The organism is Paenibacillus sp. KS-LC4, assembly GCF_036894955.1.
Lineage (GTDB): Bacteria > Bacillota > Bacilli > Paenibacillales > Paenibacillaceae > Pristimantibacillus.
Window position 1 is genome coordinate 5212228 of record NZ_CP145905.1, and the last position, 24862, is coordinate 5237089.

20 protein-coding genes are annotated in these 24862 nt (G+C 48.2%); 4 read left to right on the top strand and 16 right to left on the bottom strand.

What is annotated here, in order from left to right:
- Positions 1 to 22 precede the first annotated feature (22 nt).
- From V5J77_RS22080 to V5J77_RS22110, 7 genes are all read right to left on the bottom strand, one after another.
- Positions 23 to 1444, bottom strand: a complete 1422-nt coding sequence (locus V5J77_RS22080) for an ABC transporter substrate-binding protein (protein WP_338552999.1) — start codon at positions 1442 to 1444, stop codon at positions 23 to 25.
- A 262-nt stretch (positions 1445 to 1706) separates the two neighbouring features.
- A complete protein-coding gene (locus tag V5J77_RS22085; RefSeq protein ID WP_338553000.1) occupies positions 1707 to 2750 on the bottom strand; it encodes a LacI family DNA-binding transcriptional regulator in 1044 nt (347 codons plus the stop codon).
- A gap of 82 nt (positions 2751 to 2832) precedes the next feature.
- Positions 2833 to 3642: an alpha/beta fold hydrolase gene (locus V5J77_RS22090; protein WP_338553002.1), complete on the bottom strand. Its 810-nt coding sequence runs from the start codon at positions 3640 to 3642 to the stop codon at positions 2833 to 2835.
- Between the two features lie 88 nt (positions 3643 to 3730).
- The gene (locus tag V5J77_RS22095; protein ID WP_338553003.1) at positions 3731 to 5014 is read right to left on the bottom strand and encodes an ATP-binding protein; all 1284 of its coding nucleotides are present in this window, start codon (positions 5012 to 5014) and stop codon (positions 3731 to 3733) included.
- Positions 5015 to 5310: 296 nt separating this feature from the next.
- Entirely contained in the window at positions 5311 to 6789 is a 1479-nt protein-coding gene (locus V5J77_RS22100) for a serine hydrolase (protein WP_338553004.1), read from the bottom strand.
- 25 nt (positions 6790 to 6814) lie between these two features.
- A complete protein-coding gene (locus tag V5J77_RS22105) occupies positions 6815 to 7699 on the bottom strand; it encodes an ROK family protein (protein ID WP_338553006.1) in 885 nt (294 codons plus the stop codon).
- Between the two features lie 103 nt (positions 7700 to 7802).
- Positions 7803 to 8372 carry a ribonuclease H-like YkuK family protein gene (locus V5J77_RS22110; protein WP_338556990.1) on the bottom strand — a complete coding sequence of 190 codons (570 nt, stop codon included), beginning with the start codon at positions 8370 to 8372 and terminating at the stop codon, positions 7803 to 7805.
- A 224-nt stretch (positions 8373 to 8596) separates the two neighbouring features.
- Here V5J77_RS22110 and V5J77_RS22115 point away from each other — a divergent pair, with 224 nt between their 5' ends.
- Together V5J77_RS22115 and V5J77_RS22120 are read left to right on the top strand one after the other, a co-directional pair.
- Positions 8597 to 9910: an extracellular solute-binding protein gene (locus V5J77_RS22115; RefSeq protein WP_338553008.1), complete on the top strand. Its 1314-nt coding sequence runs from the start codon at positions 8597 to 8599 to the stop codon at positions 9908 to 9910.
- Positions 9911 to 9929: 19 nt separating this feature from the next.
- Positions 9930 to 11618: a methyl-accepting chemotaxis protein gene (locus tag V5J77_RS22120; protein WP_338553009.1), complete on the top strand. Its 1689-nt coding sequence runs from the start codon at positions 9930 to 9932 to the stop codon at positions 11616 to 11618.
- 399 nt (positions 11619 to 12017) lie between these two features.
- On the opposite strand, the gene V5J77_RS22125 is transcribed toward V5J77_RS22120, so the two are convergent.
- The gene (locus tag V5J77_RS22125) at positions 12018 to 12845 is read right to left on the bottom strand and encodes a sugar phosphate isomerase/epimerase (RefSeq protein ID WP_338553010.1); all 828 of its coding nucleotides are present in this window, start codon (positions 12843 to 12845) and stop codon (positions 12018 to 12020) included.
- A 257-nt stretch (positions 12846 to 13102) separates the two neighbouring features.
- Between V5J77_RS22125 and V5J77_RS22130 the strand changes: the two genes are divergently transcribed.
- Entirely contained in the window at positions 13103 to 13312 is a 210-nt protein-coding gene (locus V5J77_RS22130) for a hypothetical protein (protein WP_338553011.1), read from the top strand.
- Between the two features lie 22 nt (positions 13313 to 13334).
- Here the strand turns inward: V5J77_RS22130 and V5J77_RS22135 are convergent, their stop codons facing one another.
- Both V5J77_RS22135 and V5J77_RS22140 read right to left on the bottom strand, forming a co-directional pair.
- On the bottom strand, positions 13335 to 13613 hold the full coding sequence (locus V5J77_RS22135; protein ID WP_338553012.1) for a YqkE family protein: 279 nt from the start codon (positions 13611 to 13613) through the stop codon (positions 13335 to 13337).
- A gap of 192 nt (positions 13614 to 13805) precedes the next feature.
- On the bottom strand, positions 13806 to 14102 hold the full coding sequence (locus V5J77_RS22140) for a hypothetical protein (RefSeq protein ID WP_338553013.1): 297 nt from the start codon (positions 14100 to 14102) through the stop codon (positions 13806 to 13808).
- A gap of 264 nt (positions 14103 to 14366) precedes the next feature.
- On the opposite strand from V5J77_RS22140, the gene V5J77_RS22145 reads away from it, so the two are divergent.
- Positions 14367 to 15746, top strand: coding sequence for a Glu/Leu/Phe/Val dehydrogenase (locus tag V5J77_RS22145; protein ID WP_338553014.1), 1380 nt, complete (start codon positions 14367 to 14369; stop codon positions 15744 to 15746).
- Positions 15747 to 15850: 104 nt separating this feature from the next.
- Here the strand turns inward: V5J77_RS22145 and V5J77_RS22150 are convergent, their stop codons facing one another.
- The 6 genes from V5J77_RS22150 to V5J77_RS22175 all read right to left on the bottom strand — a co-directional run bounded on the left by V5J77_RS22150 (position 15851) and on the right by V5J77_RS22175 (position 24829).
- Positions 15851 to 17086 carry an aminopeptidase gene (locus V5J77_RS22150; RefSeq protein WP_338553016.1) on the bottom strand — a complete coding sequence of 412 codons (1236 nt, stop codon included), beginning with the start codon at positions 17084 to 17086 and terminating at the stop codon, positions 15851 to 15853.
- Positions 17087 to 17151: 65 nt separating this feature from the next.
- Positions 17152 to 18138 carry a Gfo/Idh/MocA family oxidoreductase gene (locus V5J77_RS22155; protein ID WP_338553017.1) on the bottom strand — a complete coding sequence of 329 codons (987 nt, stop codon included), beginning with the start codon at positions 18136 to 18138 and terminating at the stop codon, positions 17152 to 17154.
- A 163-nt stretch (positions 18139 to 18301) separates the two neighbouring features.
- Positions 18302 to 19072, bottom strand: coding sequence for an ABC transporter ATP-binding protein (locus V5J77_RS22160; protein WP_338553018.1), 771 nt, complete (start codon positions 19070 to 19072; stop codon positions 18302 to 18304).
- The gene (locus V5J77_RS22165; RefSeq protein WP_338553019.1) at positions 19062 to 20045 is read right to left on the bottom strand and encodes an iron ABC transporter permease; all 984 of its coding nucleotides are present in this window, start codon (positions 20043 to 20045) and stop codon (positions 19062 to 19064) included. The genes V5J77_RS22160 and V5J77_RS22165 overlap by 11 nt, the downstream gene beginning before the upstream one ends.
- A 77-nt stretch (positions 20046 to 20122) precedes the next feature.
- Complete coding sequence (isdE, locus tag V5J77_RS22170) at positions 20123 to 21028, bottom strand: heme ABC transporter substrate-binding protein IsdE (RefSeq protein ID WP_338556992.1); 906 nt, start codon at positions 21026 to 21028, stop codon at positions 20123 to 20125.
- Positions 21029 to 21175: 147 nt separating this feature from the next.
- Complete coding sequence (locus tag V5J77_RS22175; protein WP_338553020.1) at positions 21176 to 24829, bottom strand: NEAT domain-containing protein; 3654 nt, start codon at positions 24827 to 24829, stop codon at positions 21176 to 21178.
- Positions 24830 to 24862 lie beyond the last annotated feature (33 nt).

The window sequence follows — 24862 nt, forward strand, 5'->3', positions numbered from 1 at the left end:
CAGCCCCTCCTTCAATTAAGATTTAATTATTAAAGCCAGACTGAATTTCTTTAAGCGCGCCGTCCAAATCAACGGTTCCGCTAATATAGTCCGTCGTTCCTTTCCAGAACGTGCCTGCTCCTACCGAACCAGGCATGAGATCAGATCCATCAAAGCGCAGCGTCGAGGCGTTTTTCACGAGCTCGCCCATTCTGCGCTCGACATCTGTCGGATACCAATCCAGGCTTGCATCATTCATTGGCGCGATTATGCCACCCGACTGCACCCAGGTCTTAATAGATTCGCCTGTCGTGAAAAACTCCATAACGGCGCGCACTTCCGGACGGTCGTTATGCATCGCATACAAATCACCTGCAACAAGCACGGGGTCACCATAAGCCTCATCAATCGACGGCAAGTAGAACCAGTCATAATCTTCACCCGATTTCAACCCTTCAGGGAAAAAGCTTGTAATAAAGCTGGCTTGGCGATGCAGCCATGCTTTAGGCGGATGATCAAACATCGGTGTAACCGAATCCCCGAATGCAGTCGTTACGATCGACTTGCGCCCACCGTAAACATAGTCGTCGTTCAGCCAAATTTGCGACAGCTTCTCGAATGCATTTTTAACAATAGGATCTGTAAATGGCAGCTCGCCTTTTACCCACTTATCATAGTTTTCCGGTGTTGTCGTGCGCAGCATGATGTCTTCAATCCAGTCGGTTGCGGGCCACCCGGTTGCCGCTCCGCTTTCGATGCCAATTGCCCATGCCGGATCGCCGTCAGCGGCAATTTGCTCCGTGAGCGCCAGCAGCTCATCCCAAGTGTTAGGTACGGTATAACCCGCATCATCAAATTCTTTCTTTGGATACCAGACGAGGCTTTTCACGCTGCTGCGATTCCATACGCCGGCCATTATAGGTCCACTCGGCCCTTCCATCGTCGCCATATCCAGCCAGCTTTGATTGTAGTTGCTCTTTAGCTTATCGGTATCCAAAAATTGCGACACATCGATAACCTTGCCCGATTTCACGAAATTAGCAAGCAGGCCTGGCTGTGGGAAGTCGGAAATATCCGGCGCATTGCCGCCGTCGATTCGAATGGAAATGGTCGCCTCGAATTCCTTTGAGCCTTCATATTGAATATCAATGCCCGTTTGCTCCTCAAACGCCTTAATGCTCTCCTCGAATTTCACTTGGTCCACATCAACGAATGGACCAAACATAGATACCTTCGTTCCTTTGTAGTTGCCGGCAAGCGCCTGCTCCAGCGGCGAACCGTCCGCGTTTCCTTCCGGCTCCTTCGTAGCCTCCGCACTAGCCTCCGGTGTAGCTGTTGCTGCCGCTCCCTCGCTTGGAGTGCTATTGCTGCCGCCGCTTCCGCTGCTGCAAGCAGCTACGAGCAGCGCCATAATTAGAACCATGCTCAGCATGAGCGTGTGACCAAACTTAAATGGCTTTTTCAAAAGACCCATCCCCTTATCGTTCATAGTCAAGTGAATCGAAAGTCATTCTCGTTGATGAACGTTCGCCGCATGATGTACGTTTACAGGTTGTAAGTCGTTCATAGAAGCTATGTTCATAGCGTAATGTTGCATCACCCCCTTCAAGCTTGAAGCGAAATGAAATTGCAAATAATACCCTTGCTCCGCTTAAAATGAATGCGCTTACATCAAACGTATTCAGCAAATGCATCGCAGGTGACAACTACAGCGAACAAACATCAGCCTAAGCTTCCTTATGCACAATGCTTTGGAGTCGAGCATGAGGCGCAGGCAGCGTCGATTCTCTGATAATTAACTCGTGAGGAAGCCATTCTCTTAGCACGGCAGCTTCTCTTCCTTCGAGCTGCTCATGCATTTTTTCTACAGCTCTCCAGCCAATCGCATACATGGGCTGGGCAATCGTCGTCAGCTTCGGTATCGTCATCCAAGACATGCGCTGGTTGTCAAAGCCTACAACGGAAACTTGATCGGGAACACGGATTCCACGATCATTCAGGCAGGAAATAACGCCCATTGCAAATTCATCGGAGCAAGCAAATACAGCAGTTAGGTGTGGGTGTCGGTCGAATAAGCGAGAGGTGGCTGCATATGCTTCTTCAAACCAGTGTGTTGCAAACTCTACGTAGTCTGCACAATGATGGAGGTTGTTTTGTTCGAGAGCCCGGACGAAGCCGTCATGGCGGGTCTGACCTGAGATGGGGTCGGGCAGCGTGAAGCAGATGAGGCCAATATGCTGATGCCCTTGTTCGATTAAATAATTGACCGCTTCAAAAGCAGCGGCCTCCTCGTCAATCTTAACGGATGGAAGTTCGTATTCGAAAGACACGGTTGACACAAGCACGACCGGATAGCCGCAAGCTTGCATCGTTTCGTAATATTGGCTTTGGACATAATCGCTGACGAACAATAAGCCGTCGACCTGCTGCTTGTTCAACGTATCCAGATAAGTAATCGTTCGCTCTGGCAACCGGTCCGTATTGCAAATCATCAAATTGTAGCCAAGCTGCTTAGCCGCATCCTCCATGCCGCGAATAATTTCGCCAAAATAAGCGTTGCGGATGTCGGGAATGAGAACACCAAGCATTTGCGACCTTTTGAATATAAGACCTCGGGCCAGCGCATTCGGATGAAAATTCAAGCTTTCAATCGCTTCTAGCACACGCTGTCGCTTATCCCTCGTGACCGATTCCGGCGCATTCATGACACGGGAAACGGTGCTGATGGATACGTTAGCCATTCTAGCAACGTCACGGATCGTAGGCTTCATCGCCAAACCATCCTTTATTTTCTTTTTTTTGAAAACCTTTTCAACGTCATTATAATGGCTAAAATATCCTTTGGCAACCGTTTTATTTGGGGAGCTTCGAAAGCCAAGCGTCGATTGCAGCTGCCACCTTGTCCGCTTGCTCGGAAGCCGATATCGTCGCATCGTTGTCGCCGGACTGCTTGCCGTATGTACCGAAGCCGCCATGATTGCCGCCCTCGATCGACACATATTCGGTCCGCTCCGCAGGCAAATTTTTCTTGGACTGCTCCCAGGTTTCCTTGTTCAGCACAGCATCCAGCGTCCCCGTAATTTGCAGTACTGCCAGCTTGCTGCCGCTCAAATCAGCGCCGTCATCGGCATATGCGCCCATGAAAAAGATGCCGGCCAGCTTATTCGGATTCTCTGCCGCATATCTCGCAGCAAATGCACCGCCAAGCGAATGCCCGCCGATCACATAGCTTTCTTCTGGATGCTCCGCTATGTATTCATCTGCGCGGTTCTGCGCAGTAAGCGCCAAGTTCAATGGCATTGACGCCACATAAACGCGATGTCCAGCCTCTGCCAGGCGCCGTGCAAGCGGTGCGTAGCTCTCTGGCTTCACCAGCCCTCCTGGATAAAAAATAATATTAGGCAAAAGCAACTCCTTGCCCGCTTCCGGCTCAAAACGGTAACCATGCTTAAGCTCACTTACCTGAACAGAGCCGTCGCTTTTCAGCGCGGTGAGCGCTTCTTCCAGCGGACTATACGTCTTCGCCTGTATAAATAGGAATAGCGCCAGGATCAGAACTATGACGACAATGGCTGCCCATAACAGCACTCGCTTCCAAGGAAAACGGCGTCCACGCGAATGACGGGATATCGAGATTGCATTTGAACCATAATCCATTACCATTTCAAATCTCCTTTCCATTCAAGCCTAATCGGATGGCAGCATCCTTTGCCGCCATCCGATTAGGCTTGTTCGTTTCACTCAAGCACGCTTAAAGCGTTTGAAAGCCCACTTGCTTTTGTCCTTTATCTGCCATCCATACTCCGCGGCGATCCTTGTCAAAGTCTGTTTTCAGCTCTTCAATGACCCGCTTCAAATCTACACTCTGCTCGTAGTGCTTCTGAAGCGCCGCGGATACATACAGCTCATTTAGCTGGGCAAACGAGAAGCCATCCGTTATTAACGCTGCTTCCTCCATAAGTCCATCCGCATCCTCTGCGAGTCTTCCGAACCCTTTGCGCTGCAAATAGGCAAGCCGCAGCTCTTTATCAGGCAGCTTCATTTCATAAGCCCGGTCGAAGCGGCCTGCGCGGTTCATGAGCGCCGGATCAATTTTTTCTGGATAATTCGTCGTGCCGATTAGAAACAGCCCTTCACGGGATGTTGCTCCGTCGAGCGTATTCAGAAAGAAGGAGCGTGCCGACTCCGGCATCGAATCAATATCCTCAATCACGAGAATCATCGGCGCCATTTTCATCGCGGCGGAAAACACCTGTTGAATCGAATCGCTCGTCGTATACTCCGTAATTTGCCAGTAGGCGACAGGAGCCTCTACGCTGCCTGCGATTGATTTTACAAGCGTCGTCTTGCCATTTCCCGGCTTGCCATACAGGAGAATACCTCTTTTATACGGCACGTTATAGGTTTGGAAAAACTCGCGATCTCGAGAGAAAAACTCATCAATGGAACGGTAAATTTGCTGCTTCAAGGATTCGCTCATCATCACCTCGTCGCGTTCTACCATTCGCGTGATTTGCTCCTTGCTGCGCTCAAACCCTTCCTTCGTATCGGTAAAAATCGTCACGCGACGCTCGCTAAGCTGCCTCGCCTGCATCGCTTCGAGAAAAGCACGCATCGCCTCATCATTTTTCGCAAAAATAATATCTTCCGTGTTCAGGCCATACTGGCGCAAAAAAGGAATACGGGCAAACGCTACCTCATATTCGGGATAAGAAATAACATTATTGCGAAGCGAAGGATTGATCCGGTAATTGGCTTCAGACTTCGAATCCTCGAAACGAAAGGAGCGATCCTCCACCAAGTCGTAGATAGCAGCCTCCCGCTTTACACCTTCGTATCCACTCGCGAGATCGTCCGAAACCCAGTCCCACACATCGTCCCCGTCATCCTGCATGTACAGCTGCATAGGTGAGCCGAAGGCTTCCTCGAGCATGCTCTTAATCGTCTGGACGGCCGTTGCATAATTGAAATAATCATCAGTGGATTGGCCTGCTTCTGCTTTGAAAATATAAGGTTTATACGTTTTGGTAATCATAAATGGGGCATTATCTCCTTTAAAATAGGAATATAGAGAAAGTAGGGCGAGCTCCTATACTTCCTAATCATATAAACCAAAAAAGACCGCAAGCCATCAGCCTACGGTCCTCCTGCATATGAAGAGGAGCTGCCTGCGGCAGCGGCCTATCATAAATAAGCCACCTATTCTCTTCATGCTTATGCTTAAAACGGCCCGTAGAGGCCCATGGACATTATACGGCTATGAAACAAACGCTTCATGACTAAGGCCTCCCTTCTCCGCAGCTTCAAGTTTAATAGAATAGTTGTCAAATGCTAGTTTGAAAGCCGTTCGCCAGCAAGCTCTCCATGACGGTTTACAAAATCAAAATGCTTGTAGGCGATTGTAATACGTTCGCCGCTGAAGGTGCAAATAACCTCGTCATGATAAGGTGTAAAGACGCGGCAAATATCGAAAACCAGCGTATCGCTGCTTAGCCAGGTCGCGCGGGCTGCTACGGCTTCATTAGCCAGCTCATTGCCATAATACCATTGTTGATGACCGGAGTCCAGACGATGACTCCCCGCCGCATCGCTCCACAATAAAGTTGTCACTTCTCTGCCAAATATCAGGCAAAGCTCCGTGACCCCATCCTCATTTTGCTCCACCTTATAATGAATTGTTCCCTCGGCAAACAGCGGGCGCGGGTGCCCAGTGCGCTCTAGCAGGACTAGGCTGCCCAGCTTCTCCCGCAAGCACGCAAGCTCAGCTTCATTCTCAGGCAGCGAGCTTGGCAGCATGGCTGGCAGCAGATGCTCCCAGATTAAGTCCAGCACTAGCTGCATGTCCTGTACGCCGCTGTTGATCGCAATGACGGCATCCTGCCCGGGCAGAACGACACAAAATTGCCCGAAAGCTCCATCGCCTCTATAGGCGCCATGTCTGCATCTCCAAAATTGATAGCCATAGCCCTGTTGCCAATCAGTGCCGGAGCCTGTTACGACCTCGCCATGATTGATGTTGTCTATTTGCTTGGCAGTCGCCTGCTCTATCCATTCGGCGGAAATGATGCGTTTGCCATTAAACATGCCTTTATCCAGCAGCATTTGGCCAAAACGCGCCCAATCCTCGGTTTTCAGCCTGGCTCCCCAGCCCCCGGTAGCTTCTCCGTTAGGCGCTGAATCCCACACCGGACGCTCAATACCAAGCGGCTCGAACAGCCGCGGCATCAAATAATCAGGAAGAGCAAGGCCGCTTACCCGCTGTACAAGAGCTGACAGCATATGGCTCGCCCCACTGTTGTAGAGGAAAAACGAGCCTGGCTCACGCTCAATCGGCTGCTCGAAAAATCCTTTTATCCAATTGCGGTCAGAACGATCGCCTACCTTGGGGGTGACATGATCAGACAACCAGGATTGAAACATATCAAAGCGTGCCGTATCCTTCGTATGTCCGGTAGACATCGTGAGCAAGTGGCGTATTTTAAGCCCGCCCATATTGGCTTTGATCGCCTCAGTCGCTTCCTCGGGAAAATAGTCCAGCACCGCATCCTCCACGGAAAGCAGACCTTCTTCCACCGCGAAGCCAATCGCCATGGAGCTCAAGCTTTTAGTCAACGAATAAGCGATGTGCTGCCGATCTGCCTGATAGGGCGTCCACCAGCCTTCGGCTACGACATGCCCATGTCGAATCATCATCAAGCCATGCAGATCCAAATGATTATCCGCAATGCCTGCCAAAAAAGAACGAATAGCTGTCGAGCTTATTCCCTGACTTTCCGGTGTTGCACGAGGTAATTCGTAAGTATTCTGCATGGTCGTCTCCTCTTAAAAGGACTAATTATTTTCGGCTATTTATTAAAGCGTCAAGCCCAAGAGCAAGCGAACCGGATAGTCCCGCATTATCACCTAGTCCTGGCGATACGATGTACTCTTCAATGTTTTGCAATATTTCCGCTGCCTGCACGTAACCATTCAAGGCGCGTTTCACTTCGGCGTGAATAAGCGGGAATAGCTGCAATTGATGCATAACGCCGCCGCCCAAAATAATTTTGCGAGGCGACAGCAGCAAAATGCTGCCCGCTACAGCCTGTGCGATATAAAAAGCTTCTATCTCCCACGCCTTATGCTCTGGTGGAAGCTCTACCGCCTTCACGCCCCAGCGCTTCTCAATAGCAGGACCTGCCGCTACGCCTTCCAAGCAGTCGCCATGATAAGGACAGAAGCCATCATACGTATCCTCAGGATGACGACGGGTCAAAATATGGCCGCCCTCCGGGTGCACAAGTCCGTGGACCAGCTTGCCCTCCGAATAAACACCGACGCCCACGCCAGTGCCAATCGTATAATAAATACAGCTGTCCAAGCCTTTCGCAGCACCCCACACCGCTTCTCCATAAGCAGCAGCGTTAACATCCGTATCCCAGCCATAAGGCACGTCATAATGCGCTTTCAATGCGCCAAGAAAATCGAAATTCCCCCAGCCCGGTTTAGGCGTTGTCGTAACAAACCCATATTGCGGGCTGGATTTATCAATATTAATTGGACCGAATGTGCCGACGCCAATAGCCTCGACCTGCTTGTCCTTGAAATAGTCGACTACATTCGCCATCGTTATTTCTGGTTTTTCCGTCGGAAAGCTTACGCGATCCTCAATGACGCCATGCTCATTGCCAACGCCACACACAAATTTTGTGCCGCCTGCCTCAATTGCTCCAATACGCACGATAATCCCTGCTTTCTATTCCTATGATCTAACAGAAATATACCATGCTGGGCAGCTAAGTGCCACCGTATATGCAAGAAAGCCTGCCTGAAGTCTAGCTGCTTCAGAACAGACTCCTGCGCTTGTAGCGGGGAACTGCCTTTTTCGTAAAACGGTTGGCATAGGAGGAAGCCGCATAGGAATCCGGCTTGACACGCGCAGCATAGGTTCCCATTCCCTGCACCCGCTCTACCATTTCCTGCACATAAAGCGAGGTTTCATTAACAGAAGGTACCGTACCTGCATCAATATCAATGAAGTGCGCCAGTGATGCCCCTTCATATACATAGGGCAGCAGCAAATCCTCCATTCGCTGCAGCACGCCATCCATAAAATAATAAGCAACCTCCTGCGACAATACCGTTTCCAGCGTCAGCTTTTCTCTGAGCTTCATCATTTCCCTGGGAACTACCGTTTGGCGATAGCAGGCCCAAGCCCCTTTTCCAATTCTACGAATGACAACCCCCGTTACAAACTTCGTATACCCCCGAAATACTTGACTGTCCGTTCCGACTACAAAATGATAGGAGGCATGCACATCTCCAGCAATAAAGCTGCAAATCCGCTCACTCACATCCTGAAAGGATAAACGCCTTTCGGTCACATTTTGGAACGATAATCCCTCAGGTATAATCAACTGCTGATTGCTTCCCACTATGGATACGATCGCAAATTCCTCCCCGTGCGATAAGGTGAAACGGCTCCTTTTTATACCTATGCAAACAGTGCCGCAAAATAGTATTCGCCACCCGTTCAATAAAATGGGATATGTCAGCTCTAAATAAAAAAATAATAAATCCGATATAATAAGTAGTTAACCATATATAAATGGCAAAAAAAGCCGCAAGGGGGAAATAAGTGAAGACCGCTCTTAAAATCCGATTCATCATTTTTACTGTCATCATAGTTGCTTTAATCGCTACCGGCTGCACAACTAAAGCCGCCACCACAGAGCCTGCCGCAACGGAAAATGGGCAAAAAACGCTTAAGGTTTATTGGTGGGGCAATGACGTGAGGCGTGAAAAAACGCTTAAAGTCATTGATTTATTTGAAAAGCAATATCCAAATATAAAAATTGAGCCGGTAGATGCAACAAATGCAGATTATTGGACGCTGCTCGCTATGACAGCTGCTGATCAAGACTTCCCTGATGTCATTCAAATGGATTACAAATTTATTGATGAGTATGCCAAGCGCAAGCTGATTTTGCCGCTGGATGATTTGGCTGCCTCTGGCAAGCTTGATCTTACCGATCTGGATGCAAGCTCGCGCACGACAGGCACGATAGACGACAAGCTTTACGGCGTCGTTACCGGGATAAATGCCTTGAGCATGATGTACAATCCGGAAATATTCGAGCAAGCTGGCATTCCTGTTCCAGCAGCCAGCTATACGTATGAAGATCTCATTCAAACCGCCCGCGACCTTAAGGAAAAAATCAGCGACCCGAACTTTGTCCCGATCGGTACGGATTCTCTAGACTTTGCCTATTACATCAGACAGCGGGGCGCAAGCTATTATTCCAAGGATGGCAGCTCGCTTGGCTACGATAAGGATGAATATTTGTCCGACTACTTCACAATGGAGAAAATGCTGATTGATGAAGGCCTAATGGCAAGCGCGGCCGTTCTCAAAGACCGCTCGGCTGACAAGGATTCTCTTATCGTCAATCAGCTTGCTGCTTTCCATCGGGTGACGAGCAATAACATCGTCTCCTTTACGAACCTGTCAGGCAAGGCATTAAAGCTGCTGCCGCTTCCAACCTTTAAAGGCGGCTCTGAAGGCAACTACGTTAAGCCTTCGATGTATTTCTCGATCTCTGCCTATACGAAGCTGCAGGATGAAGCGGCTTTGTTCGTTGACTTTTTCTTCAATAATTTAGAAGTGAATGATATTTTGCTTGGCGAGCGCGGTGTTCCCGCTACAGCTAAAGTACGCGAGCATCTGCTCAGTACGATGAAAGAAACCGATAAAGAGCAGTATGTGTATATGGATGAAGTTGAGAAACATTCTAGCCCGCTTGATCCGCCTGTTCCCCTAACGTCGACCAGCATCAACACACTATTCACGAAAATTAGAAATCAAATGCTTCTTGGAACAATCACGCCAGTTGAAGCCGCAAAACAATTCCGGGACGGTGCGAACGAAATTTTCGCAGATGCCGCTTCTTAGGCGGAAAGGATAATAATTGATGAAATTAACGATTAGTAAAAAGCTTTACGGCGGCTTTTTCTCGATTCTGCTGCTGCTCATTGTTATCGCCTCTCTTAACTATGTTGAAATTGGTTCAATTAACAGCACCTATCAGAAGCTGCTGCAAGAACGCGCCCATAGTGTAAGTCTGGTCAAAGATTTAAGTCTCTCTATTAAAAATGAAAACTTGAGCATTACAGGCTATCTTCTGATGAATGACGAGGCGGAAATCGACACCTACCGCGATTCCGTTCGCCGTTATAAGGAAGTCAGCCAGCAGCTGCAAGGCATGACCAACGATTCAAATGACTGGCTGCTGCTGCAAGGACTCGATTTGCTCCAACAAAGCTATACGAGCAATGCCGAGGAAATGATTGAATTCAAGAAGCAAAATAAAGTAGAGGACTACATGCGCCTCGCCGCCAAAAACGAGCCGATTATAAGCAAGTTTATGGAAACAGCGGATCGCTTCGTTCTCGAGCAAGAAGAGGTTCTTCGTCTTAGCTCGGAAGAAACGTCGGCCAAAGTGGCCAGCACCCGACTCATGGTTCTCATTATTTCATTAATTTCGATAGTGACCGGGATAGCTATTGCTTATTTCATTAGCCGGATGATTACGGTGCCGATTGTTCGAATTACCGCCGTAGCAGAACGTATTGCGCAGGGCGATTTAACAAGTGAAGCCGTTAAGGTGAAAAATCGCGACGAGCTGGGCATTTTGGCCGTATCCTTTAATGCCATGTCGCAAAATTTACGTAATCTGATTGAGCAGGTATCGCAAAATGCGCTTCAGGTTGCCGCCTCGTCCGAGCAATTGACTGCCGGGGCAGAGCAGACAACTAAAGCAACCGAGCAGGTCGTTGAAATTATTGAGCAGGTAGCTGGCGGCTCCGAGCAGCAAATTCGAGTCGTTCAGGAGAGCGTAGCTTTTGTGAACAATATGTCGGTAGAGGCTAGCAATATGGCCGCAAGCTCCCTACAGGTTTCGGAAAAATCGCGAGCAGCCGCTCAGACTGCTGTAGATGGAACGGTCGCGGTGCAATCCGCTGTCGAGCAAATGGGCCATATTCAGTCCACGGTGCAAAATATTGCGGAGGACGTTAGCATCCTTGGCTCACGCTCCGATGAAATTGGCAAAATCGTCGAGGTCATCGCTGGTATTGCCCAGCAGACGAATCTGCTGGCACTTAACGCCGCGATTGAGGCTGCACGCGCGGGAGACGCAGGACGCGGCTTTGCAGTCGTCTCCGCAGAGGTTCGCAAGCTGGCTGAGCAATCGACTCAGTCCAGCCAGCAAATTGCCGTGCTGGTGCGCTCCATTCAGTCGGATACCGAGCGAACCGTTAAGTCCGTTCATGACGGCAAGGAGGTCGTACAAGCAGGTATTGCTGCGGTATCTGCTGCTGGTGAATCCTTTAACAACATTAAGCAAGCCGTAAATTCCGTGACCCTGCAAATCCACTCCGTATCCGAAGCCTCGCAGCAAATGTCCGAGGATACGAATAAGCTGGCGGCTTCCCTGCAAGGGGTCGCAGAGGTTGCAGTAGAAACATCCTCCGGCGCCATAAGCGTATCGGCGGCAACCGAGCAGCAGCTGGCTACGATGGAGGAAATAACCTCCTCGTCCCAAGCACTGGCTAAAATGTCAGAAGAGCTGCTGCAATTTGTTAAGGATATTAAGCTGTAGAGTGCAATATATCAGAAAAATGCTCCTATATCGAAAGATACAGGAGCATTTTTTTATAGCTAGAAAAAGCATGTTTTAAAAAAACTATCATTTAAGCATCTAAACTATTCATAATTCATAAACAAATTTATAATTAGCATAATAACTAAATAAGTAAATGCTAATGACAAAACTAGTTTTAAAACAATACTTTTCTTCCCTTTTCCATCTTTATATTTATACTCTTTTCTTAATCTAATAAGAGAAGTCGCAATAATTACAACCATGAACAAAGGCATGACATAAGGTACTATTACATTCCACATATTCATCACCTATTTCTTAATTGAGGCTCAATGTCAAAAACAAAAGCCCATGTGATCCCTACAGAAACACCTGTATAACAAGAATGCCTGAAAACTACGCGTATTCAGAACGAATACGCTCAATATAATCTTTGGAGAAAGCCATTTGCTCCTCGCTCGCCGTCTCCATAATAATATGAACGCCCGGCTTGTACTTATTAAGCAAACGCATATAAAGACTGTAATTCATTTCGCCGTAGCCCGCCGGAACCGTCTGCAGCACTCCATTCGCATCGGGTTTACGGTCCTTCGCATGAGCGCCAATAATTCGGTCGCCAAGCAGCGCGAACGCTTCTTCAATGACTTCATCCTGACGGGCAAAGTTTTCTGTCGTCAGTAAATTGCCCGGGTCGATGACAACGCCAACATGCGAGGACGGGATCTCTTGCAGAAAAGCGTGCAGTTCCGCAGCCGTGCCAATCAAATGGCCGCTTGCTGCCTCAATGCCAATGAATACGCCCCATTTCTCCGCTTCCTCTATAAGCTCCTGAACCGTCGATTTAAGCGTCCTCCAGTCCTGCTCCGTATAAACGCCGTCTGGATGGGTTCCCGTCTCAAAAGCAACCATAGGTGCGCCGAGCAAACGTGCGTAGCGAATCAGCTCCTTAAACCGCTCTATATTTTCGCGAAGCTTCTGCTCATCGCGCTCAAAGAAATGCAAATAGCAGCCTAATATGGAAATTGAAACGCCATTTTTGCGAAGCTCCTCCGCTATGGACATGGCGAGTCCTGGAGTCAGCTTGCCCGGTTTATTAAAATCAACATCATGAATAGCCTTCCACATCGCCAGCTGGATATGGCCAAATCCGGCAGCGCCCACCTTCTCAGCCAGCTCCCGGTAAGACAAGCTCCCAAATAAATGTGCCAATACGCCTACAGACATTTCCTTCACCCTTTCTATTTTCACAGCAGCCTAATATAAAGTTTAATTGAACATTTTCATTTGATTTTTGACCGCAAGCCCGTCCAATATGATGGCGCTTACTTTTCAAGCTCGCCTATTGACTTTAACGCAGCCTGCAAAGTCTGTCAATTGCCAGAAGCCGACACTTTCCTAAGCACGTTTTTCAACATATAATAAAAGGGAGTGCTCTGAATAACTTGGCACCACCTACGCAGACCAACAGGAGGAAAATGATAATGGCAATGAGTAAAGCGAAGAAAGCAAGACAGAAGCTGGTGCAACGAGGCTTAATGAATCCCGAGCAGCTGCGGGGAAGCTGGAATGGCGTGAAGCCTGGTGAACGAAAAACCCCTACGCTGCAAGAGCGAGTAAATAAACTGCATACGAAGCACAAAAGGAATCACGCGGGCAGAAGCGATGATTCCTTTTGTATGTATTGCGCCTAACAAGCAACCGCGCTGTACGTCTTTATTTGTATTTTTTCCAGTCGCCCGGCTTGCTGTTATTGAGCAAATACTCCATATCGTTTTCCAGCCGCTTCTGCTCCTGCTTCCGCGCTTCATCCGCCTTCTGAGCAGCCTCCTGCTTCTTCTGCTCCTCCGCTGCCTTCAGCGCATTCGACTGCTCCTTGAGCTTGCTCAGCACATCAGCGCTCAGCAAATCCTTCAAGGTCGCCTGCTGACTATCCGCCGCGGCCGATTTCGGCTTGCTCGCTTGCGTTGCTGTCTGCCGATTTTTTTTCGCCATCCTTAACACCTCTATTTCCATAGTTAGAAGCTGCGAGATAATTAGCTGTACTGTATTTCGTCGCAGTCCCCTAGCCTTTCATTTTCGTTTATTATAGCATTATTTAGGTAAAAGGAAAGACGCTCCTCGCCGCATGGCAGCGGGCTGGAGCGCCTTTTGTTTACCTGCCTGTAAATCAGGTTGCTTTAAATATTAGTAAGAGTAGTTGCCCATTTCAGAAAAGCCTGCAATCATAGCAGCACCGAATAGTAAGAAAATAAAGATATATAAAACGATACCGATAGCAGCCCATAGCAATGAAGCCTTGGCGTAGTTCGACTTGCTGATTTTTGTGTTGCCTCCAAAAGCCCAGACGAACAGCATAATAATGTTTACAATCGGAATAGCACATAACAAAATGGTAATCATCCACTCTTTAAAGCTTACAGGCTCAGCCAGTTGATTTTGCTGCTGGTAGCCATTTTGATTGTGATTTTGAAATTGATCCATGACCTTTCACTTCTCCCTCTATTTATCTAATATAATTTTCTCTTGCTCTGTAAATGTTAACGGGGATAGCGACATATTTCAACATACTTTTGGATTATTTTCCATTTGAAAGATAGGAATTAAGAACTAATTACTATTAATTTCACTCCAAATTACCTATATTCCATTTTGGATTACTCTTCTTGCTATGTTAAAATGATGTAGGTGCCTTCCCCGGCTCCATGTACTACAATCTTCGTTACCCACACTGGAGGTCAATTAAACATGGCAAACCAAACTGGCACAATCGTTCAGCAATCGTTACATGCATTATTGGGGGACTCCTCCTTTTTGTCAGACCTGCAAGGCAAGCATCGCGATCAGGCCTTCCTGTCCTTGGCCGCTATTTTATCCACGCCAAACAAGGTAAATAAAGCTTTTTTACGTATAGCAATGGATGATGGCGACGTCGTTCGCATACCAGCTTACCGCATCCAGCATAACGATACGCTTGGCCCCTACAAAGGCGGCATTCGGTTCCACGAATCTGTAAATGAAGAAGAGGTTACTAATCTAGCAGCCTTGATGACACTCAAAAATGCGCTTCACGACGTTCCATTCGGCGGCGGTAAAGGCGGCGTCGGCATTAATCCGCGCAATTATTCATCTAAAGAGCTATACATTATTTGCAAAAAATATGTCCAATATTTTACTGATATTCTCGGCCCGGAGAAGGATATTCCCGCACCCGACATGGGAACTGGTGAACGAGAGATGGACTGGATGATGGCCGAATATAAAAATATTCATCCCGGCAAACCGTATCTCGGCAGCTTTACTGGCAAAAGCGTCATAAACGGCGGCTCATTAGGACGCCGGGAAGCGACAGGCAAGGGCGTTTATTTCACATTCCGCTATATGCTCCATGATTTTATTAAAGAGCATCGCGGCTACTTGACCAACAGCTCTAGTCTATTCGCTGCCAATGTACTTGCCCAGTCGGACAAATCGCTTTCCATCGCTGTTCAAGGCTTCGGCAATGTCGGCTCCGTCGCTGCGCTGGAAGCGCATAAATGTACCTATCTCAACAATAAGGTCGTTGCAGTCAGCGACCGCAATGTCACACTTTACAATGCGGACGGCCTATCCATTCCGGCGTTGATCGAATTCGCCAATCATCATCACGGCGACTTGCCCAAGACGAAGGAAGAGCTCACTGAGATGGGGCTCAAAGCTGACATTTTGGATCGTGAGGAGGTGCTATATCTCGATGTCGATGTGCTCGTACTAGCCGCGCTAGAGGAGCAGGTACGCCAGGATAACGTAGATAAAGTGAAAGCCAAGATCATCGTCGAAGGGGCGAATGCGCCAATAACCGGTGAAGCCGACCAGAAGCTTTCCGAGAACGGTGTTATTATTATTCCCGATATTCTCGCCAATGCCGGCGGCGTTATCGTCTCTTATTTTGAGTGGCTGCAAGGTCGCGAAACGCAATATTTGACTGAAGAGCAGGTACATCGCATGCTGTTTGAGAAAATGCAAAGCACACTCGGCTCTATTTTGCCTTCCTTCTTTAGCGCAGCTTACACGCTGCGGCAAAATTGCTATAATCATTCCGTCATGAAGCTGTCTACGGTGCTGTACCGCCAAGGCAAGCTGTACTAGACTTTAAACTTTATGAGACCACTAGCAAGCAGCGAAACATCAAAACAGGCTCGAAGCCGCATCATGCAGCTCCGAGCCTGTTTTTCACGCTTATTGTTCACATCTTAAAACGCCCAGTTGCCTTTACGAAATACCGAAACGACGGTGCCGTCAGCTTGAATGCCATCAATGTCCATGTCGGCAGAGCCGATCATGAAATCATTGTGCGTCAAGCTCGCATTAACGCCGTTTGCTTCCAGCTCCTCTGGCGACATCTTTTTGCCTCCCTCAATATTGAAGGCATAGCCGCTGCCGATAGCCAAGTGGTTCGAAGCATTTTCGTCAAACAGCGTATTATAGAACAAAATGTTGGACTCCGAAATCGGGGAATAGTGCGGCACCAGGGCAACCTCGCCCAAATAACGCGCACCCTCATCCGTATCAATCAGCTTCTGCAAAAGCGCCTCGCCTTCCTCCGCCTCGGCCTTCACAATGCGGCCGTTCTCGAAGGTAAGCTTAAAGCGGTCAATAATGTTGCCGCCGTAGCTGAGCGGCTTTGTGCTCGATACATAACCATTAACGCCCGTTTTCAGCGGCACTGTGAATACTTCTTCCGTCGGCATATTGGCCATAAACGGAACGTTTTGCTCGTTTTCACTGCTGGCAGCAACCCATAGATGCTTGTCATGCAGCTCAATGGTCAAATCTGTGCCCGGAGCGGTGTAATGCAGCTTTTTAAAATTGTAGCTGTTCAGCGCCGCTGCCTTGCCTTCAAGCGCTCTGTTATGCTCCTGCCAAGCCGCAACCGGATCTTCTGCATGCAGACGCACCGCTTTAAAGATCGCCTCCCATAGCAGCTGGGTAGCTTGCTCGCCCTCAGCCTCTGGGAACACCTTCTTCGCCCAGTCCTTGGCGGCAGCCGCAACAACCGTCCAGCTCACTCTGTCCGCTTGAATCGCTCTGCGGAACTCCTTCAGCCCTGCGCCAGCAGCCTTCTGGTAGCTGGAAATACGCTGCGTGTCGACACCCTTCAGCAAATCCGGGCTTGCGGATACGATAGAAATAAAAGCAGCGCCTTTATCCACAAACTCCTGGCGCTTCGCCGTTTCCCATTGCGGGAAATGCTCGAAAACTTCAGCCCCTGCTTTTTCATATTTCAATCTGGAAAGCTGGTCATCCGTCCAATCAATATGTACATTGCTTGCTCCAACTGCATAAGCCTTCTCTGCAACGAGACGCACAAGAGGCGCGACCTCAATCGCTCCCGTTACGTATACCGCCTGCCCCTGCTGGACATTCACACCTATTTTCACAATAATCTCAGCGTATTTCTCCAATTGAACAGCTAATACATCGCTCATTCCAAGTCTCCTTTGTCTCTATAAAATAAATTTTTCCCCATTCCATTTGCTTCCTTACATCCGTATTATAGCCGATCTGCTGGAAAAACAAGCCCGATCTGGCTGCGCGCCTCATCCAGCACCTCAAGTACAGCAAGCGAGTTCGCAAGCGAATTAATATCCGATTCATGCTGGCCGCTTTGAATGAGCCGAATAAAAGCATCAGCCTCATATACCATCACATTTTCCTCCTGCGGCACCGTCAGCTCCTCCACTTCACCATTGCGGTACTCGATGCGTACCTGATTCGGGTAGCTAATATTTTCAATAATCATATTGCCCGCTTCGCCTTGAATTTCTGCTGGAAGCTGAGAATTTGATATTTTGGAATGCAGCACGGCAGCATCCATACCCTCATATTGCAGCAGCAAACTGCCCTTGCCATCCACACCCGACTCTAGCATAACGGCGCTTGCTTTTACCTTATTCGGCTTGCCGAACAACGAGACCAACGGGTAGACGGTATAAATGCCGATGTCCATCAGCGAGCCATTTGAAAACTCCGGCTTGAACGCGTTCATGACATTGCCTTCCTTGTACGCATCATAACGCGACGAATATTGACAATACGATGCAAAATAAGCCCGGATTGCCCCCAGCTTAGGCAGGTGCTCGCGAATAACTGCAAAATTCGGCACGAACGTCGATTTCATTGCCTCCATAAGCAGCACATTATTGTCTTTCGCCGCTGCGATCATTTCCCGCATTTCTCGGGCGTTTGAAGCAATTGGCTTCTCGCAAAGCACATGCTTGCCATGCTTCATGCACGTAATCGCATGCTGTGCATGGAGCGAGGTGGGACTTGCAATATATACAGCATCCACCTGATCACTCTTGGCCATTTCCTCTAAATCCGTGAACGTATGCGGAACCTTATGCTTGCTCGCAAATTGTGCCGCCCGCTCGGACGTTCGCGAATACACGGCCGCTAAAGCAAAATCCTCCAGCCCGCTTGCCGCTTCGATAAAAGAATCGGTTATTTTGTTAGTGCCAATTAGGCCAAAACGTATCATTAGCTTTCCTCACTATCTCATCTTGATTTATTCTTCTTATTCTACCACTACGGCCAGCGAAAAAAAATAAAAGCCGACTGCCCGTGCAGCCCTCTGCACGAATCGTCGACTTACTAAAGTGTGGCATCCAGCCCCGCCTCGGCTTTGCCTTTCAATCACGAGCTCAAATACCGATTGGAACGACATACAGCCCCGTATCGCTTTCTTGCATAAGCCGTACATCCACCTGATATGTTTCTTTTACGATTTCCTTTGTAATAACCGCCTCTGGCGAACCGCTCGCAACAATTTCGCCCGCTTTCATTACGACAATTCGGTCGCTGTAGCGAATTGCTTGGTTAATATCATGCAATACCATGACGATGGTCATGCCATGCTCCCGATTTAATGTCCGCACCAGCTCCAATATTTCAATCTGGTAATACATATCAAGGAAGGTGGTCGGCTCATCCAGAAACAAAATCGGTGTTTTTTGCGCCAGTGCCATTGCAATCCATACCCGCTGCTTCTCGCCGCCCGAAAGCTGATTGAGCCGCTGACTGCGCTTCTGCTGGAGATTGGTCGCATCAAGCGCTTCTTCTATCGCCCGCTCGTCAGCCTCATTCGGCTGCCCTAGGAAGCTGCGATGCGGAAGCCGTCCATAGCTTACCAGCCGCTCTACCGTTAAATCATACGGCGCTTCATTTTGCTGATGCACGACTGCAAGCTTTTTGGCAAGCTCCTTGGGCTTCATTCGAGCTAGCGATTTGCCATCGAGCAGCACCTCCCCGTGAGCAGGCGCATAGTTTTGCGATAAAACACCGAGCAGCGTCGACTTGCCGCAGCCATTCGGGCCAATAATCGTCGTTATTTTACCAGCCTCTATTTGTCCACTAATGTTTTTGAGCTGATCTGTCTTGTTATCATAAGAAAATGTCACCTGTTTAATTTCCATCTACGCGCTCACTCCTTCTAAGCATAAAGATGAGGAATGGCCCGCCGATAATCGTCATAATGATGGAGGCCGGAATTTCCGTCGGTGCCAGCACCGTCCGTCCGAGCGTATCCGCTGCCAAAATCAGCAAGGCACCTCCGAGTGCAGAAAACGGAATCAACACCTTATGATCGGAGCCAACCAACGTACGCGCAATATGCGGAACGAGCAGGCCGACGAAAGCAATTAAGCCGCCAATGGCCGTTGCTACCGAGGCAAGCAGCACCGCTACGACCGAGATCAGCAGACGCGCACGCGTCACTCGCAGACCGAGATTTTTCGCTGTTTTATCCTGCAAGCCAAGCATGTTGCACCATGAGCTTAGGAGCAAGGACAGCAGCAGGCCAATGAGACCATATACCCCAATAATTTGCACATCCGTCCATGTCTTCATGGTGAGTATAGATGAAATCGCCTGATTGACGCTCGTAACCGCATAGCTTCCGCGATAATTAAACGATTGGCCTAGTCCTGTGAACGTTGCGTTAATCGCAATACCAACGAGAATAAGCCTCAACGGGCTTAGTCCCGACTTCCAAGACAGCGCATAGACGAGATAACAGGCGAGCGCACCGCCAAAAAAGGAAAACAGCGGCATCCAGAAAAACAGCCCTGGAAAAATCGTTACAACGGTCAGCGATACTAGCCCTGCACCCGAGGATATCCCAATGACGCCAGCATCAGCGAGCGGATTTTTCATCACCGCCTGAAGCAGCACGCCGGAAACGGCAAGCGCAGCTCCTGTAAGCAGGGAGACGAGGATACGCGGGAAGCGCAAATCTTTTATAACCTCAACCTGATCATTCGTTCCTGAGAATAACCCCTGCACCAAATCCAAAATACCTACCTTAATACTCCCCGTCATAGCAGAATAAATAATAGCAGCCACCAGCAAAGCGATAACCACAACAAAACTACCAACCTTCTTAATCATGACCAACGTCCTTTATAAAAAGTTCCCGGGCTGTGCCGCACTGACGTGCAAACCATAAACGATAAAACCCTATTGACCTATGGATAGAGCATGCCCATCAAAGTATCAATAGCATCTACAGCATACAGATTGCCAGTCGTTCCGAATAAGGCTTCCTCCAAGTCATAGACACGACCATTTTGCACGGCGCTAAAATGCTTCCAAATGTCGTTCTTCTGAAACTCCTTATCAAACATTTTCACAACCTCCTCCGGCATGCCATGGGCAGCACGCAATATGACATCCGGATTCGACTGCTGCAAATATTCCGTATTGGAGGCCAGGAACTCTACATTTTCACCCTTTACAATATTGACGCCGCCGGCAAGCCTTACCAAATCACCAATGTATGAATGCTCCGTCGCGACCAGATAACTGCCAGGCACCCCTAGCAAAATCAATACGCTTGGCTTATTCTTGTCAGCAGTAGCCGTATGAATCTCCGTAACCTTCTGCTCGAACCTGTCGATTATAGCTTGTGCTTGAGCTTGCTTTCCGTAAGTCTCACCTAGCTTTTGGAGAGCATGATTCATACTTTCCACACTCGTAAGGTTGAGAAAATCAGCCTGCATTCCCGCCGCTTCAAATACCGGCTTCAGGTCATACTCCAGCGTCGTCACCGACAATATTTCCGTCGGCTTAAGCGATTTCACGAGCTCCATATCCGGGCTCATCGGATTGCCTATCCTTGTCACTTGATCATAGCGGGCAGGCAGCGTCTTCGAGCTGGTCGGCACACCGACAAGCTCCACCTCAAGCGCATCCAGCATTTGCGTAATCGCCACGGTCGTCGATACAACCCGCTGCTGTGCTTCAGGAGAGGATGCTGGCTCAGCCCTGTCTTCCACCTGCTCCGCTTGCTCGGTTTGCGACGCTTGGCTAGCTCCTGCCTGCTGGGCAGCAGGGTCTGCTCCTGCCGCAGAGCAGGCGGCTAGCAGAAGCATGGTCAGCAACCCGAACAGCCCGAGTATTTTGCCAAAAGCTTTAATCATCGCTTTATCTAGCTCCCTTCATGAGAACATGACAAGGATACTGGTCTCCCAGCATCCTTGTCCGTTTTGCTTCACTTGTGTATGGCGACTAGCGGCAGCTTATTTCGTTTCCAGAAGCTTCATGATCAGCGTCAATGCTTCTGCTCTTGTTGCATGAGCAAGCGGCTCAAACTTATTGTCGCCTTTGCCTTGAACATAACCAGCCTTTGCAGCTGCGGCAATGTCATTTTTCGCCCAATCCGGAATGGAGGCTGTATCTGCAAAGCTCAGCTCATTCGACTCATCAATGTCGAGCTTAGCTGCCCTTACGATAATGGATGTCAGCTCCGAACGGTTAATTTCTTTACTCGGAAGGAACGTTCCGTTCGCATAGCCAGAAATCAAGCCCGCTTTCGCAGCTCGGTCAATATGCGGCTTCGCCCATGCTGGAATCAGCTTGCTGTCATTGAAGGCCGCACTTGTCGAGCCATCCGTAAGCTTCAACGCCCGGCTGATCAGAACAGCGAACTCGGCGCGAGTTACAACGCCATTCGGACGGAATTTACCATCGGAATAACCTTTGACGATACCAAGCTCAAGCGCTTTTTCAATGGATGCTTGGGCCCAGTGTCCTTGAATATCCTTGAAGTCCGTTACAACAGGCTCATTAAGTTCATCTTTGCCAGCTGCTGGCTTTTCTTCAACGACCTCCACATCGCCTACACCAGGTGCTACAGAACCGGATGTTGAGACTAGTGTTGTAGGGTCGAACTTAATTTGAATATCATATTCGTGGTGATAGTTCACTTCCGGCCAATCAATTTTAACCCAGCCGTTGATCGTACTATTAAGGTCAGGGACATTGAAGTAAACGACCCTCGTGTTATTTACCGTATCTCTGCTCTCTACGCTTACATGATTACCGTTGAATTTGAGCCCTGTAATCTCCTTGTCCTTCGTAAGCGTCATATAAAATGTTTTTGCGCTGCCTGACACCTTCAATAGACCTGGGGAAACGACGTAGCCTTGCATAACGGACTCATTTTCTGTACCGTATTTTCTAATTTGATATTGCAGGAAGTAGTTGCCGTTAGCGAGTTGACCTGGAACCGTCGTATTTGGCAATTCGACAACAGGAGCATCCGCTGTTTTCGTAATATCGGCGAACTGAACCGCATATTCCACATCCGTTGCCACTCCGCTCACTCCAAGCACGATTGAATACGTATCAGTCAGATTTGGTACAGTGAATTTAACAGGCGTACCTGCTACAATCGCCGCCAAAAATACAGCGTTAGTCAGCGAAGCAGCATTGCTTGCTCCGTCAGTCGAGACTGTAGGAAAAATTTCTGCTTCCGTTGCATTATTTTTCAGCTTCTTAATCGTTACTCCCGCTCTAGGAGTAAAGCTAATAACATGGCTTCCACCATTGAACGTCAATACGCCCGATGCTTCCAAATGCTCAAAAATACCTTCATCAGATGATTTCAACACCATGCTGTAAGTACCATTGCTCAAAACCTTTGCAGCCTTAAATGAATAAACTGCTTGTTCCAGAGCAGCGCTGCCGTCTTTTACTTGTGTTTCTGTCGCTAGCGGGTTAGTTGTAATAGCTTTCGCAGCATTAATTGCCGTTTGCAGCTTCGCTTTAGCCTCAGCAGGATATTTATCCATTACTGTTCCCTCGGCTGCTTCATCGTGCAATTTTTGAGCGGCCGTTATGCTTGCTTTCAAAGCTGTAGCATCACCTGTACCAAAGCTCAAGCGAATGTTATGATCCGCCTCATAAGGCTGTCCTGATCTCGGATCAATGACAGTCGGCATGGAAATATGAACCTGAGCGTCCAGCAGCGCTGTCAAATCACTCACTTTGAACTTAACTACTCTTGTATTAGCCAATGTATCTGTGCTTACAATCATAGAGTCAACTAGTACGCCGTTTTCCTTCACTTTGAAGGCCGTAACGATACTGCTGTCTTTGATTGTAAAGCTGACAAATGTGGAGCCGTCAACTGAAGTTACATTTGCAGGTTTCAGGAAGTAGCTGTCCATGCTGGAGAATGCCTGATTAGTTGCATGTAAAGCTGCATAATTAATTTGACGGTTTGCTGATGCTTTAAATGCCGTCACTGCTTGCTCCAGTGTTGTGTTGGCGCTGATTAATTGCGGTCTTGCAGCCGACAATTGCTCAGCTTTCGCTGTAGCAGCTTCAATAGCAGTAAGAAGCGCTGCTTTTGTATTGCTATCGTATTGACCAGTTGCTGTACCTACTACCGCTTGATCATGCAGCTCTTGAGCAGCAGCAATAGTAGCCTTTAACGTCTTGAACTGTTCGGAGTTAAAGCTCAAATATACGGATTTAGTTACTGAATTGCTTTCATATTGCAGGTAAGATAGCCCTTGGAATGTGCTATCTAATGCATTATCATTTCTCACTGCAACCTGATAGATCGTTTGGTCTGCATCAGACAGGCTGTTCACTTTATAAAATGATGGCGAGATGGCAGTCGAAAATCCGCCGTTTCTCGACGGGGAAGAAGCTTTCAAAGCAGACTCGTCAACCGCTGCTTTAAACGGAATATTGGCAACTGTATGTTTGACCATACCTTGCAGCAATGTGATTTGCGAAGCGAAATCTCCTGCAAACTCCGAAATTTCAGCATCGCTTGCAAGTGAGTTCAGAACAATAAGATCGAGAACGTGCGCATTGTAGCGTTGGCCTTTTACGAATGCCTCCTCCGTTTGCAAAGCAAGCATGGCATCATTGACTTGTTTTTGGGTGGCATCCTTGTTAAAAGCCCAGCCATTTGCCGTATGAATGGCGTTTTGCATACGAAGCTCATAATTATATGGATACTCTCCATCGCTTATAATGCTCGTTCCACTTCCGTTATCTGCCGTCCCCGTATTTTTAACAGTAGCAGCAAATGCCCCTGCATCTGTTATAGCTTGGAACAAAGCAATTTTGCTGACGCTAATTCGTCCAGCCTCATATTCTTTTTTAGCCTCATTGAGAATGGCGTAGGCCGCTTTAATCAATTCAATATTGCCACCTGCCGATGAAGCGATGCCGTCCGCCAATTGAATCGCATTATAAAGCTTTGTTTTGGAGCCAGCAGGGTAGAAGCCATCTCCTGTACCTTCATAAGTGCTTTCATAAACGGATCTTGTAACTGTGAAAAGCTCATTCAGCTTCTCAAGTGTTACCGCTTCACTGCCGCTGCCATTGTCACCGCCGCCATCTACTGGACCAGTAGGAAGCGTTGTTGTGTCCAAATCGAGCTGTAGGTTATACCAGTTGTCATAACTTGCAGCCGGTATAACGACATGTACCAAAATATCCTGACGCTTGCTCAAATCAGCTATATCGATTCTTGCCTTAGCAGAATCTGGGTTCGTTCCATCACCAAGCAAGATCGGCGTTACCGGGGCATACCCATCTAGACCTGTAATCGTTTGACCATTAATCGTTGCCTTTTCTTGACCATCCATTCGGGAAGAAAAATGTTTAAATGCTGTATATTTATAAAATTCATTTTCAAATTGAGCCTTGCCGTCTTTAACGATTAGTTTACCTGTGTTCTGAACAACAACCATCTGCTCCAGAACTGAAGTTTCATTCGTATTATCTTTCAAATAACGAAAGCTGATTGGATATTCGCCATCCGGCACCGTTGTAGTCGCCGCTTGAGCAATTGGACCAATGCTTGCTACTTGCAGCATTAACACGAATGCCAGAAGCAATGCTACCACTTTTGTATATTGCTTTTTCACCCTGCTTACTCTCCTTTTAACCGTTCATTTATT